The organism is Amycolatopsis camponoti (genome assembly GCF_902497555.1).
Lineage (GTDB): Bacteria > Actinomycetota > Actinomycetes > Mycobacteriales > Pseudonocardiaceae > Amycolatopsis > Amycolatopsis camponoti.
In genome coordinates this window covers 386,664-402,058 of the sequence record NZ_CABVGP010000001.1, presented here as the reverse complement: position 1 = coordinate 402,058, position 15,395 = coordinate 386,664, and the positions used below count along the sequence as shown (strand labels likewise).

General features: G+C 70.0%; 7 protein-coding genes. 2 read left to right on the top strand and 5 right to left on the bottom strand.

Annotated features, from left to right (window positions below; genetic code table 11):
- Positions 1 to 7: 7 nt before the first annotated feature.
- The 4 genes from AA23TX_RS01950 to rsmI all read right to left on the bottom strand — a co-directional run bounded on the left by AA23TX_RS01950 (position 8) and on the right by rsmI (position 12,476).
- The gene (locus tag AA23TX_RS01950) at positions 8 to 448 is read right to left on the bottom strand and encodes an SMI1/KNR4 family protein (RefSeq protein WP_338422502.1); all 441 of its coding nucleotides are present in this window, start codon (positions 446 to 448) and stop codon (positions 8 to 10) included.
- The gene (locus AA23TX_RS01945) at positions 448 to 7,251 is read right to left on the bottom strand and encodes an RHS repeat-associated core domain-containing protein (protein ID WP_155540880.1); all 6,804 of its coding nucleotides are present in this window, start codon (positions 7,249 to 7,251) and stop codon (positions 448 to 450) included. The genes AA23TX_RS01950 and AA23TX_RS01945 overlap by 1 nt, the downstream gene beginning before the upstream one ends.
- A gap of 35 nt (positions 7,252 to 7,286) precedes the next feature.
- Entirely contained in the window at positions 7,287 to 11,438 is a 4,152-nt protein-coding gene (locus tag AA23TX_RS01940) for a LamG-like jellyroll fold domain-containing protein (RefSeq protein WP_155540879.1), read from the bottom strand.
- 198 nt (positions 11,439 to 11,636) lie between these two features.
- The gene (gene rsmI, locus AA23TX_RS01935) at positions 11,637 to 12,476 is read right to left on the bottom strand and encodes a 16S rRNA (cytidine(1402)-2'-O)-methyltransferase (protein ID WP_155544193.1); all 840 of its coding nucleotides are present in this window, start codon (positions 12,474 to 12,476) and stop codon (positions 11,637 to 11,639) included.
- A 79-nt stretch (positions 12,477 to 12,555) separates the two neighbouring features.
- Between rsmI and AA23TX_RS01930 the strand changes: the two genes are divergently transcribed.
- On the top strand, positions 12,556 to 14,124 hold the full coding sequence (locus AA23TX_RS01930) for a dolichyl-phosphate-mannose--protein mannosyltransferase (protein WP_155540878.1): 1,569 nt from the start codon (positions 12,556 to 12,558) through the stop codon (positions 14,122 to 14,124).
- Positions 14,088 to 14,651 carry a GNAT family N-acetyltransferase gene (locus AA23TX_RS01925; protein WP_155540877.1) on the top strand — a complete coding sequence of 188 codons (564 nt, stop codon included), beginning with the start codon at positions 14,088 to 14,090 and terminating at the stop codon, positions 14,649 to 14,651. Before AA23TX_RS01930 ends, AA23TX_RS01925 begins: the two co-directional genes overlap by 37 nt.
- Here the strand turns inward: AA23TX_RS01925 and AA23TX_RS01920 are convergent.
- Complete coding sequence (locus AA23TX_RS01920; RefSeq protein WP_155544192.1) at positions 14,623 to 15,336, bottom strand: AraC family transcriptional regulator; 714 nt, start codon at positions 15,334 to 15,336, stop codon at positions 14,623 to 14,625. The two genes, AA23TX_RS01925 and AA23TX_RS01920, sit on opposite strands and share 29 nt — an antisense overlap.
- Positions 15,337 to 15,395 lie beyond the last annotated feature (59 nt).

Sequence of the window (15,395 nt, the reverse complement as noted above, 5' to 3'; positions counted from 1 at the left end):
CCGGCCATTAGTCCAATTGCGCCATTTCCGAACGAAGAAAATCCGTGAACGAATCCCACTCCGAGACCGGGGCGTCTTCATCTTCTTCGTACATCAGAACCTTGGGATCGGATGAACCGACATCGGTGACCACGTAGACCTGATAGCCCTGGTGCATGCCAAGGACAAGCGACCCCGGAACCGAAGAGATAAGATCGCGTACGACCGGAAAGTCGTCCAAGGAGTCTTTCAGCGGTAAAATCGCGGGATAAAATATATCCGTTCCGACGAGCATTCCTCCCGCACGTCGGCCCATCAGCGCAAGAAATCGTCGATACTCCAGAGGCAGCTCTTCGACACCTTGCCGGACTCGGACCTCTTCTACCTCATCCGGCGAGATTCCCACCACTTCACCGTGACCATAACGTTCCCGCAAAACTGATGCGATTTCTTCGATTTCGCCCATCATCAACCCCACGAAGTACTCACCTTGATACCAGGGAACATATCTCTGAACTGCGCAATGACACCGCGACAACTCGCACAGATCTCCCGTTCCGAATAAAGCTTGATCGTACCAGTGGCATTACGCGGCAAGCTGGCCGCATAGGTTTCGAAGATCTTGGTTTCGGAGTCGAAGGGGCGAGTTCCCGGGTTGAACTGCCGCACCGGCGGCATCGAGGTTGACCCGGGATGGGTGTGTTTTCCACTGACTCCTACCAACTGCCCCGAGGACCCGTTGATTTCATGGTCTGCGACCGCAATATTCTTCGTGTGCGAGACGCCCTGCCCGTTGTTGGCGTTCGCACGAAACTCCTCGGCTGCCTCTTTGCCGCCGCAGTTGTGGACCAGCACCGCGACCGCGCCGGCGCCCACGTAGTAGTCGTGGACTGAATCCACCGTGAGGTCGTAGACCGGCGCCTGCTGCCTGAAGTGGCGAACCGACTTGACCTCGACCGACCGACCATCAGCCGAGTGTAGGTGCTCACCCGGGACCAGCGATCCGATCGCGACCCAGTCCCCGGCCTCTTCCACCCAGATGGGGTGCCAGTCCGTCGCGACCAGAGTCCCGCCCGAATCGAGAGTGACCTCGGTGCGCTCCTCCTCGTCACTGTGGACGAGCGTGCCCACCACCTTGTGCTGCTCGACCGCACCCGTCGAAGGATCCGTCGTCGCGACCACGTCGCCGTCGTGGACCTGGTCGATCGGCTTCGTCGTGCCGTCCGCCAGCAGCACCAGCGTCCCCGCGACAAAACTGTGCAACGCGCACGAAGCGCCGCTCTCCGCTCCCTTGGCTTCCTCGGCCCCGTGGGCCACCTCCGACGCAGCCCGCTCCGCATCCGCCGCCGCATTGGCCGCCTTGTCCGCGTCGACCAGGACCTTCTCCGTGTCGACGATGACCTTCTCGGCCTTCTCGACCTCCTTGCCGAACGTGATGAGGGCCTTCGCGCCCTTCCAGAAGTCCGCGATGATCTCGCCGGCCTTCAGGATCTTGCCCCACGGGATGAAGTTGATGACCGTCCGGACGCACGCGCCGAACGCTCCCTGCGTCACGCAGTCCTTGATGTCGTCCCAGCCGATCAGGCCCTTGACCAGCTCGCCCGCCGCTTCGACGAAGACGTCCCACTTGGACTTCTTCACCACCGCCTGCGCGTCCTGGTACGCCGCCTGGCTGATGCCGGAGTTGCGGATCGCTTCGTCACGCGCGTACTTGCCGTTGTGCTTGTCGATCTCCTGCTGCGTGTGGTGTCCCTGGACGTTGCAGCTCGGGTTCCACGAACACCCCTCGGCCTGCGGCGTTCCCGCGTTGCACAGCAAGCCGTCCGAACCCATGCTGTGGCACGCCGACAAGCCCGACGGGTCCGACTCCGTCACCGGTGAGTTGTTCGCGTACGCGTACGCGTTCAGCGTCTGCGGCAGATCCGGCGTCAGCACCGGGTCGGCCTTCGTGAACCGCCCCGTCGTCGGGTCGTAATCACGCGCACCGAGGTGCGTCAAGCCCGTTGTGTCCTGGTAGCCCCCGACGAAACCGTGCTTGTCCGGCCACGTCGACGTCTGCGCGCGGACGTTGCCGAACGGGTCCGTGTACCGCTGGTTCGGCTGCAGCGTCCCCTGCGTGATCGACAGCCCGTTCGTGCCGTGCAGGTCGCCCAGCATCCACTTCAGCCCCGCCGACCCCGCCCGCTCCGCGATCTGCGCGCCGCCGTGGGAGTAGTAGCGGATCGCCGTCGCCGCCTGTGTGCCCGCCGCCTGGATGATCTCCAGGTCGCCGATCGACAGCGTCGAGCCCGTCGGGTCGTGGGCGATCAGGCGGTTGCCGTCCGCGTCGTAGACGTACGAACTGGAACCCGCCGGGTCCGTCTCCTTCGCCGTGTGACCTTCGGCGTCGTACGTGTACGTCTGCGTGTTGCCGCCGACGTCGCGGGTCTTGACCGAACCCGCCTCGTCGTAGGTGTACCCCGTCGTCGCCGTGCCGGTCGGGCCCGCCGCGTTCGTGCCCTGCAGGGCGTGCGGCCGGACCGCGGTCGCGCCCGAGGCCGGGTAGTTGTACGTGGTCGTCACGTCGCCGGCCGGCTTGTGCTCGACCTGCGTCTTGCGGTTGCCGGTCTTGTCGAACGTGTACGTGTTCCAGTACGGCGCCGCGCCGTTCAGGGCCGACGCCGACTTCGCCGTCGAGCAGTCACCCGACGACGGCGTCCACGCGTCCGTCATCCGCTGCAGGTAGTCGTAGTCGAAGCACTGGATGTCCGCCGCCGCGCCGGCGGGCGTGTCCGCGATCTTCCGGACGTTGCCCGCCGGGTCGTAGCTGTAGGTCCGCTTCGACAGCTCGGCGCCGATCTGCGTCTCACGGCTGACCGTCGTGGTCTGCGCCCGCCGGGTCACCTCGTCGTAGGTCTGGGTGATGCCGACGTTCGAGATCGAGGTGGCGCCGTCCAGCTGCAGCGTCGACATCTCGTTGAGCGACGTGTACCCGGTGGCCGACACCAGGTCCGTGCGCGCGCCGGTCGTAGAGTCGAGCGCGTAGGTCGTCGACGCCAGGCCCAGGTCCGTGTAGCCGTGGACGACGTGCTCCTGGTGCAGGTTCCCGGCCGCCGGGCTCACGGTCTCCGCGATCGCGCCGGTCGCCGTGTACTTCGTCGAGAACTCGAAGGTGCCCTTGAGCGCGTCCTCCTTCTGCGGGATGTCGACGGCGGTCTTGGTCGGCCTGCTGAACGCGTCGTAGGCGACGACCCGGTTCGTGTAGCCGTCCGTGCCGTCCCAGCGGGTCGACGACGCCGGCAGGCCCAGCCCGTGCGCGACCGTGTCGTAGGCCCACGACGCCAGCAGGGTCCCGGTGTCGGAGTCCTTGTTCTCGCGGACCTTCCGGCCGAGGGTGTCGTAGGTGAAGGCCAGCGTCTGCCCGCGCGCGTCCGTCGTGGTCTTGACCTGGCCGGCCTGGTCGTACGTGGTGGTCGACTTGCCCGCGTCCGGGTCGTTCTGCTCGACCTTGCGGCCGCGCAGGTCGTACTTGGTCGACCAGACGTTGCCCGAGGAGTCCTGCACGGACGTCTGCGCGCCGGCGGCGTTGTACGCGTACGTCGTGACGTCGGCCGGGTTCGTCCCGCCCGCCGTGTAACCGTTGGTGTACTGCAGCCGCTGGACGGTCTGCCCCTGCGCGTCGGTGACCACTGTGGACGGTGAGCCGCCCGCGGGCGGGATCGTCGTGGTCTTCTCGCCGTCGTAGCGGGTCGTCGTCCGCCACTGCTCGACGCTCTTCGACATCAGGATCGACGCCGTGGGCCGCGCCCGCCGGTCGAACTCGGTGACGGTCTGCGCCATCATCGTGTTGTCGGCCGCCCCGACCAGGGTGGCGTTCGGGCCCGACGCGTCGTTGTAGAACGGCGCGTTCGTCTTGAACTGCAGCCCGCGCGAGTCGTACAGGGTGTCGGAAAGGATCCGGCCGCCGCCCTGCGCCGGGACCTGGGTCTGCCGGGTCCGGCCGAGGTGGTCGTAGATCGTGTACGCGTCCGTGTAGGCGTTCGTGTCCTGCAAAGTCCGCGTGCGCACGTAGACCGGGCCGGTCTTGCTCTCGCCGTACTCGAAGGTCGCGCTCGCCGCCTGGCTCCGGGTCCGGCCCGGGTTCCAGACCGACGTCTTCCGGCCCAGCGCGTCGTAGTCGATGTCCGTCGTGACGCCGTTGACGTCGGCCGAGGTCGTCGGGTTGCCGCGCGCGGGCTCGAGCGTCGTGGTCGACGTCCAGCCGAGCGGGTTGGTCGTCTTGATCTGGGTGACCGGACCGCCCGTCGCCGGGGTGAAGCCGGTCTTGGTCAGGTTGCCGAACACGTCCGTCGACTCGGTCTCGCGGCCGAGGTCGTCGTAGCTGCTCTTCGCGGTGGCGACGTAGTGCTTGCCCGTCGCGTCCCACGTGTCGAGCGTGTCCTGCTCGGTGATGTCGCCCTGGGTCGGCGGCGCCCCGACCGCCTGGTGGTCGTAGGCCACCTGGACGTCGGTGATGCTGTTCGCCGCCGTCTGGGTGCCGGCGCAGTTCGCGCCGAACATGACGACCGCGCTCGACCGGTCGAACATCCCGGCGCCGTTCGCGACGTAGGTCGTGTTCGTGCAGGTGTCGTCGGTGGCGGTCGAGGTGTCGCCCAGGTCCTCGACCTGCGTCGTCATGCCCTGGTCGTCGAACTTCTTGTTCACCTGCGTCCGGCGGTAGGTCGTCCCGTCGGAGAGCAGCATGCGGCCGCGGACCGCCTGGGTGTCGGTCATGTACCCCTTGAGGCGCCCGTCCGCGCTGGTCGCGGTCGGGCCGCGCGACCACGGGTCGTTGATCGACGCCGAGTCGACGGTCTTGCCGTCCGCCAGGTACGTCCGGGACTCGCGCACGAACCCCTGCAGCCAGTCCTTGTCGGTGATGGTCCCCTTGTCGGAGTCGGTGACCACCTCGCCGTCCATCCCGCGCAGGTACAGGGATTCCGTGACGGTCTGGGTCGTGCCCGGCGCACCGATGGACGTCGTCACCACGTTGTAGCCGCGCCACTGGTTCCAGGTGCGGCGGTCGTCCGGCGTGAACTGGCTGTCGTCGTAGTGCCAGGCCGCGCTGTCGGCCGGGTACGAGTAGTGCGTCTCGACCGGGACCGAGTCACCCGGCCCGTCGTCCTCGGTGACGTCGGTGACGACGTACTTGTGGAACCAGTCCAGCACCGGGTCCTTCGACTCGGGCGGGCTCCAGTAGGAAGCGAAGCAGCGGTACTTGTCCGTCTGCGGCGACGCGGGCATCTTCGTGCCCGGCACGCAGTCCTGCGCCGAGTAGTTGACGGCGATCCGCCCGCCGGTCTCGGTCCGGATCTCCTTGAGCCGGCTGCGGGTGATCGCCGCGTACTTGTCGCCGAGCGTGTCGACGCGGTTGGGGAAGATGTACCGGTCGAACTCGGTGGGCGGCAGGGTGATCGGCGTCCCGGCCTTCCCGGTGTGCGTGACCGAGTTCAGCCACGGCGCGGGCGGGGCGGCGTCCCCCGACCCCGGGTAGGACTGCACGAGGTCCCACCGGTCGATGTCGTTCGGCGTGGTACCGCTGAAGTACTGCGTGCGGACCGCGGTCAGGCGCTTGCGGGTGAAGAAGGCGGGAGCACCGTAGTCGCAGGTGGCCCCTTCGGCGCAGATCTGGTCGAACGGGACGTCCGGCCAGTGCGACGCATTCGCGGCGGTGAGCTTCGCCGGCGCGCAGTCGAAGGAAGCGTCCGGGATGCACCGCTCGGCCGTGTCGAACACGACCTGGTTCGTCGGGCCGGTGCCGTAGACGCTGCCGTCCTTGAGCCGCAGGCCGTACTCGACGCGCAGCGGGTAGCCGCCCGCGACGTAGGACGTGCCGGCCGAGGTGACGTTCAGGTTCAGGCCGTAGGAGTTCTTCTCCGGCTGGTAGTAGTACGAGCTGACGTTGCCGTGCGGGTCGACCGAGTAGTCGAGGTTCCAGCGCCACCCCTGCTGGCACCACGAGTGCGCGAAGTCGCCGGCCTTGTAGCAGTCTTCGCCGTCGTTGTTGCCGAAGACCGGGACCGTCCACGCGGACTGCGTCTCGGGCTTGCCGCTGGTCCAGCCGGGCAGGTGGTTGAGGCCGAAGTAGTACTGGGTGCCGTCGCCGGTGGTGACGCGCCAGTGCTGTCCGTGGGAGACGCCGTTCGTGGCGCCGGTCAGGAGCTCCACCTTGGAGCCGTCGTCGGTCTTCGGTCGCCACAGCGTGTCGCTGACCTTGATCAGCTGCGTCGACCGGCCGCCGAGGACGAGCGACGCGTTGTCGGGACCCCAGCACTGGTCGCCGGTCTTCGTCTGGCCGTTGTTGCCGCCCAGGTCCTCGCCGCAGCCCTTGTAGTGGCGCTCGATGAACCCGCCGGGCGTGAAGTCCCAGCCGTCGCCGATCCACGACGCCTGGTTGTTCGTCGCCGACGTCAGGCCGTCGATGCTGCCCGAGGAGTAGGACAGCCCGAGGTTCGGCGCGGCGCCGTTCGGGGCCTTCGGCGTCGCGAACGGGTAGCTGTAGGAGAAGTCGCCACCCGAACCGCCGCCGGACCAGTCGCCGGCGGCCGACAGCGGCATCGCGGTGGTCGAGCCGGCCGAGCCGCTCGCGGTCGCCGCCGCGGCCAGCACCCGCGTCCCGCCGCCGGCCGCGAGGTCGGCCGTGACCTGCTTCGTCTTGGCGTCGTTGGCCGAACCCGCGATCGGCGTGCGCTGCCGGCACTCGGGCTTGTCCGGTGTGGACAGTGCGCAGGCCGGCAGCGTGAACAGCCGGAGCCGGTCGCTCCAGCCACCGCCGAAGGCGTTCGCGAAGCCGCTGTAGTCCAGTCCGACGTGGACCGGGCCGTCCGTGGCGCCGGTGACCGCCAGGACCACGCCGTCGAGACCCAGCGCCTCGGCGGCCCGGTGGTCGGCGACCTTGACGTGCACCTTGGCGGGCTTGGCGGCGGCCGCGGCGCGCCCGACCCGCACCGGGGTGTCGGCGGCGCGCAGCTGCGTGGCCGCCGGCGCCAGGTCGACGTCGGTGTCCTTCGCGGCGGGCCAGACCGGCGGCGTGACGGGCGGCGTGCCGATCTTGATGTCCGGCAGCTTCCCGGTCGTCACCGGGCTCACCGGGATGCTCTTCTCCTGCTGCCCCGCCGGGACCGTCCAGTCACCGCCGGGCCGGGTGGGTGCGGCGACCGCCGTCCCGCCGGAGCCGAGCATGACGACCGCGAGCACCGCCGCCGTGACCCGGGAAAGCCGGCCCGACCGGGCCCATCTGGCACTTCTGCGCATGGAAGATCCACCCATTCTGGGAAGGTCGGGCTGGACTAGGGGTGGTCGAGGATGGCGTCGGCGTTGATGTGCTGCTGGTCGAGCACACCGCTGTAGACCCGGATGCCACGCAGGTCGCCGTACCAGTAGTCGCTGTCCTGGCCCTTGAACCGGCCGCGCCCGAGGAAGAGGTCCTCGAGGTCGCTCGCGCCGTTCCAGCCGACGACGTTGCCGACGCACTTCGGGCTGTACTGGTAGGCGTCCGTCGTCGCGTAGAGGCAGGCCTGGTGCGCCACGGCGTCGTAGGTCCCGGCGAGGTGGGTCCAGACGCCCGACTCCGCGTCCACGTCCGGCGTCGCCAGGATGGCCACCGGCGTCGTCGGCGTGGACTCCGCCATCCACATCGCCCAGCTCCAGCGGGGGTGCCAGGTGCCGTTCGCGTCCTGCACGCCGCGGTAGCCCAGCAGGTACGGCGAGAAGTTCGCGCCGTTCGCCCCGAGCGCCGTCCGGCCGGGCTTGTCCACGCCGCCGGGATCGGACGGGTCACGCTGCTTCTCCCGCGCCGCGTCCGCCGCGGTCCAGGTGTGCTTGACCCAGGCCTCGGCGGTGAAACTCCGGTCGCTGCGGAAGTTCTGCGGACGCGGCCCTTCGACCTGGGAGCCCCAGTCGAACGGGAACCGGGCGACGTTCGCGCCGTTCTCGTCCGTCGTCATCTGGAAGTTCCCGGACGGCGTGCCCGTGACGCCGCTGACGGAGTCCTTCGTGGTGCCGTCGAGCTGGTAGTTCGCCCGCAGCACCGCGGTGTTGGCGAGGCCGGCCACCTCGGCGGCGGGCAGCGCGCGGTCCCAGACCTGGACCTGGTCGATCGAGCCGGCGAAGGCCCCGGCCGCCCGGCCGGGCAGCTTGCCGATCCCGAGGGGCCCGGTCGAGCGCCACACGCTGCCCGCGGGGATCACCGTCTCCGAGGCGAGCGCGCCGTTGACGTACAGCCGTTCCTTGCCCGCGACCGAGTCGTACTCCCCGGTCAGGTGCGTCCACTTCCCGGCGTACGGGGTGATCGACGTACCGGCCCACCGCCAGTTGGCCGCGTCGCCGACGGAGTCCGTGGTGCTCATCCCGAACGCGACGTTGTCGGGTGAGGAGCTGAGCAGGAACGAGTCGTTGGCGGTGCCCTCCTGCTCCACGAGGGTGTAGAAGTCGGGCTTGTCCAGCTTCACCCAGGCCGACACCGAGAAGCTCTGCGCGGTGTCCACCACCGGGGACGACGTCGCCGCGTACCCCGGGCCCGAGCCCACCAGGGCCTGGCCGCTGCCGTGGCCGATCGAGTCGTCGGTGGCGGACTGCCCCGCCGAGTCCGAGTACCCCGGGCCGAACGGGAGGCCGGTGAACGCGAGGGTGCCCTCGGTGCCGGTGGCGTCCCGCGTGTCACCGTCCAATGTGTACTCCCGCGCGGCGGACAGTCCCGTGGGAACGCCGTTGGCGCCGGAGAGGGTGCCGACCTCCGCCGCGGAAAGGGCCCGGCCGAACACGGCCGCCTCGTCGATCGATCCCTTGGTCAGGTACGTGCGGACGCCGCCCCACTTGCCGCCGCCCAGGACGAGCGGGCCGGTCACGTTCGCCGCCGTCGCGGACACCGTCTGCTGCGGGGCACCGTTGACGTACAGGGCCGCGGTGTGCGCGGTCGCGTCGTACACCCCGGTGAGGTGGGTCCACGTCCCGGCGGCGGGTGCGGCCGTCGAAACAGCCGAGGTGACCGCCGGGTTGGCGACGTCCGAGCCGCTCAGGCTGAACGCCCACTTGCCGGTGCTCAGGTACTGCAGGGCGAACCCGCTGGCCTGGTCCCCGTCCTGGGAGAGCACGGTCCGCTGGCCGTTCAGGTCGGCGGCGTTCACCCAGGCCGAGACGGAGAACGACTTCGTGGTGTCGACGATCCGGGCCGGCGTCGCGAAGTAGTCGCCGGCCTGCCCGCTGAGCACGGCGGCCTGGCCGAGCTTGCCCGCGGCGAAGGTGCCGGTGCCGGCACCCGCGTAGCGCAGGCCCGTCACCTGCGAACGGCCGTCGCCCTCGAACTGCCAGGACGCGACCGGAGCCGCGGCGTCCTTCACCGTGAACGCGTAGTCGATGCGGCTCGACGGGGTCTTCGCCCGGTTGCACGACCACGCGCTGAGCACGTGCGGTCCCGAGGTGCCGGGCGCGATCGCCGTGGTGCCGGGCCCGTTGAGGGCCTGGGGCTTCACCGTGCCGGCCTCGGTGCCGTCGCAGCTCGGCGCGGCCGTGTCGTCGATCCGCCAGACGTAGTGGTCGACCGGGGCCGCTGTGCCCGCCGCGGTGAACGTGAAGTCACCGGGACGGCCGGGGCCGCCGCCGTACGCGCCGGACGGGTACGTCTGCGACGCGACGCCGGGCGCCGCGGGCGGGGTCAGCTCGACCTCGACCTCGCAGGGGACCGCCCACGCCTCCTCCTTGCCGTCCGTCGAATGGACGTCCCACGAGTAGAAGCCGTCGGCGTTCAGCTCGTCCTTGGGCAGCGTCGTGACCGCGTTCCGGTTCGCCTGGTTCGCGTCGCTCAGGACGTTGTTCGAGCTGAAGTCCCGGCCGTCCCAGGTGTAGCCGCCCTTGCTGACGAGTCCCTTGTAGACGCGGAACATGGCGTCCAGCTGGTAGCCGTCCGGGTCGGAGACGTTGGCCCGGGTGACGTAGCCGGTGCTGGTCGGGCCGAGGACCGGCCGGGAGGCGCCCTGGACGCAGGGGTAGGACTGCGTCCCGTTGAAGATCGCGAGGTTCTTCGGCTGGTTCGGCGGGGAGTTGTAGACGACCGAGAAACCGACCTGCGTCGAGTAGCGCTTCCAGGTCGCCTGGTCGCCTTCGTTCGGCGAAACGATGCCGAACGTCCACGTCGGCGAGTTGCCCTGGATCGCGGTCGCGATGGTCGAGGTGATGTCGAAGCTGACGTTCGTGTCCGCGGGGCAGTGGTTGCCGACCGTCGCGACGGTGTTCCACCAGGCCGGGCCGCTGTTGAACCTCAGCCCGGCGCCGATAACGCCCGACCAGACGATGTTGTTGGTCGCCGAGCAGGTGCCCGGGTTGGTCAGGCCGAGGTTCAGCTGTGCGCCGTAGATGGTCTTCCCGATGAGCCCGCCGAGGTTCATCTCGACGAACGACCGCGCGGTGACCAGGTGCCCGGCGCAGCTCGACCGGCTGTCGTAGGTGTAGCCGGCGCGCAGGTTGTCGTCGCTGTCCCACACCGCGTCACCCGGCGTCTTGCCCGAGCCGCAGGCGTACTGGACCAGGTAGTGGTTGCGCCCACACGCGGAGCAGTAGTTGTCGTGCCAGGTCGGGTCGACGTAGACCGGGTAGACGGTGCCGGCGGCGGCCAGCAGCTTCGGGTCCGGGGTGAGGGTGAGCTTCGCCCCGGCGAGATCCACGCCGACCGCCGCCTGGCGGCCGCCCGCGGCCGGGCCGCGGACGAAGTCGTGGTCACTCACGTCGATGCCCGACGAGTCCCACATGGTCGCGGGCGGCGCGGTGAACTTCTCGGCGCCCTTGGCGTCGCGCACGTGGAGGCTGCCGTCGGCATCCTTCGTCACCTTGCCGTTCTGCACGGGCACACCGAAACCGAGCGTCGCCACGTTCTTCGCCGCCTCGGGCGTCTTGACCACGACGACCTCGTGCACGGTGTCGACGTCGACCTGGACCCGCAGGTCGACGCCGGGCAGGACCTCCGGATAGGTCGCGGTCGAGCCGGTGACGACCGGTTCGGGCAGCGCGGCGGGCCAGTCGAACCCGGCCGACGTGCCGTCGCGGGTCAGGCGCAGCAGGGGCTGCGCGCCCACGGCCTTCTCCGACTGCTTCTTGCCCGCGGAAAGCGTGATGCCGGTCGTCGCGGCCTTCGGGGCGACCACGCCGTCCTTCGGCACCAGCGTCGAGTCCGGGGTCACCCAGCCACTGCCCTGCTTGACCCGCACGGGCCGCGTGTGGCGGGTGGTCGTCATCGTGCCGCCGGGGTCGGCGAACGTCTCCGCGGTCTCGGTGGTCTGGTCCATGACCTGAACGCGCTTTCGGGCCTGCCCGGCGTACCGGGCGGCGGTGGCCTCGTCCGGCGCGGTGTCCGGGACTTGCGCGACGACGTCGGCCGCGGCCGGCGGAGGGCGCAAAAAAGCCGTGGCCGGAAAGATTCCGAAGGCCACGGCCAGCACCAGGAAAAGCACGCCACGTCTGTATCTCGGCCGCGAAGAACGCACGAAAGCCACGCGAAGATTCCCCTCACTCCGCGGCGGGACAACCCCGGGCCGCGCCCGCCTTCACGATCACCGATGATCGAAAGCAGCGGTAGCGGCCGAATGGCTTAATTCGGATCTCACATCGATCACTTGCGGCAAAACGGACATCTCTTGCCGTGACCGGGATTACTTCCCCGCGCGCGCCGCCAGGACGGCGTCGTAAAGCTCCTTTTTGGACACTCCGGCCGCCTCCGCGACCTCCGCCGCCGCGGTCTTCAGGCGCTCGCCCGCCGACACCCGGTCCGCCACCTCCGAAACCAGGTCCGCCACGGACAGCTCCCTCGGCTCGGCCCCGGACAGCACCACCGTGATCTCCCCGCGAACGCCTTCCTCGGCCCACGAAGCCAGCTCCGAAAGACTCCCCCGCTTGACCTCTTCGTAGGTCTTCGTCAGCTCGCGACACACCGCGGCCCGGCGAGCGGCACCCAGCACCGAAACCGCGTCCGCCAGCAGCGACGCCAGCCGGTGCGGCGACTCGAAGAACACCGCCGTCCGCGGCTCGTCCCGAAGCGACGTGAGCCAGCGAGTCCGCTCGCCCGGCTTACGCGGCGCGAAACCCTCGAAACAAAACCGGTCGCACGGCAAACCGGACAAAGCGAGCGCCGTCGTCACCGCGGACGGGCCCGGCAGGCAGGTGACCGGGATATCCGCGGCGACGCACGCCGACACCAAGCGGAACCCCGGATCGGACACACTGGGCATACCGGCGTCCGTCACCAGCACCACCGACTCGCCCGCGCGTAACGATTCGAGCAACTTGGGCAGGCGGGCCGTCTCGACGTCTTCGTAGAAGCTCACCACCCGGCCGCGCGGGGTCACCTCCAGCGCCGACGCCAGCGAGCGGAACCTGCGGGTGTCTTCGGCCGCGATGACGTCGGCTTCCGCCAGCGCTTCGGCCAGGCGGGGCGAGGCGTCGCGGACGTCGCCGAGCGGGGTTGCGGCCAGGACCAGGCGACCGGGAAGCACCGAGGGACTCACCGGGCCAGCCTAGGCTGATCAGCGGATCCGGACGACGCACGCCCTGTCCCGCCCGTAGGATCGCCCCGTGACCGCCGTGCTGACCCGTCCCGACGACGAAAGCGTCCGGCCGGACCCGGTCGAGGCGCTCCGGCCGCCGACCGACCGCGAAGTGACCCTGCTCGGCCGCGGCATGCCGACCGACCGGCTGCGCGGCTGGGTCGTCACCCTCGTGCTGACCGTGATCGGCGGCATCGTCCGGCTGCAGAACCTCGGCGTGCCGACGGACAAGGGCAGCCCGGTCTTCGACGAGAAGCACTACGTGCCGCAGGCGTGGCAGATGCTGCGCAACGGCGGTTACGAGGACAACTACGGCTACGAGCTGGTCGTCCACCCGCCGCTGGCCAAGCAGCTGATCGCGATCGGCGAATGGCTGTTCGGCTACAACGGCTGGGGCTGGCGGATCATGCCCGCGCTGGCCGGCACCCTCATCGTCTTCCTGACCATCCGCGTCGCCCGCCGCCTGACCCGCTCGACGCTGCTCGGCGGCATCGCCGGCATCCTCGTGATCAGCGACGGCGTGCTGCACCTGCAGTCGCGGATGGGCATGCTCGACATCTTCATCGCGCTGTTCGTGCTCGCCGCGTTCGCCTGCCTGCTCGTCGACCGCGACCAGGTGCGCACCCGGCTCGCGACGGCGGTCCGCGAGGGCTGGGTCAACGAGTCCGTGTGGGGCCCCAAGCTGGGCTTCCGCTGGTGGCGGTTCGCGACCGGGCTGATGATCGGGCTCACCTTCGGCGTCAAGTGGTCGGCGCTGTACTACATCGTCGCGTTCGGGCTGCTGTGCGTGTTCTTCGACGTCGCGGCGCGCCGCGCGGCCGGCGTCGAGCGGCCCTGGCTGGGCACGATCCGCCGGGACGTGCTGCCCGCGCTGTGGGCGATCCTGCTCATCCCGTTCCTGATGTACCTGAGCGCGTACTGGGCGTGGTTCGCGAGCGAGACCGCGACCGACCGGCACTACACCGAGATCAAGGACATCGCGCCGGGCATCTGGTCGTGGGTGCCGGCGTCGCTGCGCTCGCTCGCCGACTACACGGGCAACGTCCTGCACTTCCACGAAACGCTGGTCACGCCCAAGGACAACCCGCACCCGTGGGAGTCGAAGCCGTGGACGTGGCCGATGGGGCTGCGCCCGATGCTCTACAGCTACGACGGCGACGTCACCGGCTGCGGCGAGTCCCGCTGCGTCAGCGCGACGATGCTGATCGGCACGCCGGCGATGTGGTGGCTGGCGATCCCGATGCTGGGCTGGTCGGTGTGGCGCTCGGTGTTCCGCGCGGACTGGCGCTACGCGGCGGTGCTGGTGGGCTACCTCGGCGGGTACGTCTTCTGGTTCACCAACATCGACCGCCAGATGTACTTCTTCTACGCGACGCCGTTGGCGGCGTTCCTGGTGCTCGGGTTGACGTTGTGCCTGGGCCAGATCCTGGGCAGCGCCCGGCGCGGGTTCGAAAGACGCGGGACCGGTCTGCTCGTGGTGTCGTTGTACGTGGGCCTGGTGGTGGCGAACTTCGCCTGGCTGTGGCCGATCCTGAACGGCGTCGCGATCACCACGGGCCAGTGGGACGCCGAACGCTGGCTGCCGTCCTGGCGGTAGCTCTGGCCGACCCCGCGCCGCGCCACCACCGGTCGTTCCTCGACGCGCTGGCGGAGTACCACCGCGAGGGTCTGCACACCGACCTGCGGCCGGAGCTGCTCGCCGAGCCGGCGGCGTTCGCGCGCTGGGTCGAGGAGATGCGCGAGGCCGGCCTCCGCGGGGAGGCACCCTTCGGACGCGACCGCGTTCCGCACCGAATCCTCTGGTGGGCCGACGGCGACGACTACCTCGGGCGGGTCCGGCTCAACCTGCGGCTCAACGACGAGCTGACCGAGTTCGGCGGCCATCTCGGCTACGACATCAGGCCGGCCGCACGAGGGCGCGGGCACGCCACCACGCTGCTGCGGGCGAGCCTGCTGGTCGCCCGCGAGGCCGGCCTCGACGACGTCCTGCTGACCTGCGCTCCCGAGAACCACGCGTCGCGGCGCGTGATCGAGCGCAACGGCGGCGTCCTCGCGGACACCAGCTCCGCCGGGCGGCTGCGGTACTGGTGCCGGCTCAGCCCGCGAAGTAGGCCCCCGGCGTGACCCCGACGGCTCGCCGGAACGCCGCGACGAACGCGCTCGCCGAGCTGTACCCCACCCGGTGGGCCACGGTCTCCATCGACGCTCCCTGGGCCAGCAGCGGCAGCGACGCCCGCAGCCGCACCTGCGTGCGCCACGTTCCGAACGGCATCCGGCACTCGCGGACGAAGATGCGCGCCAGTGTCCGTTCCGCCGCTCCGACGTCCCGCCCGAACTCCGCCAGGCTTCGCGGGTCCGCCGGGTTCGCCAGGACCGCCCGCTCGACGTCCCGCGCTCGCGGGTCGGCCGGGGACGGCACCACGATCGGGACCACGTCCAACGGCTCCAGCAGGTCGAACGCCACGGCCTCGGCGCGCAGCCGCGCCGCCGGGGCCACGCTGTCGCCGGTCAGGTACTCCAGGAGCTCGCGCAGCAACGGCCGGACCACGACCAGCCGCGGCGACGGCCACGACACCGGGGACAACGCGGGGTCGGCGTAGATGCCGCGCAGCGCCGCCCGGCCGAGCGCGCCCGTGCGGTGCTGGATGCCCGCGGGCATCCACAGCGCCCGCGTCGGCGGGAGGACCCAGCCCGCGTCGCCGGACTTGACCGCGACGACTCCGCTGGCCGACCAGACCAGCTGGTGCACCGGGTGCTCGTGCCACGGGAACCAGGTGCCGGCGGGCAGGTCGACCTCGCCGAGGAGCATGGCTTGGCTGTTTCGCGACATCATGTGTCAGGCTATCGGCTACCGGTCACCGACGGGGC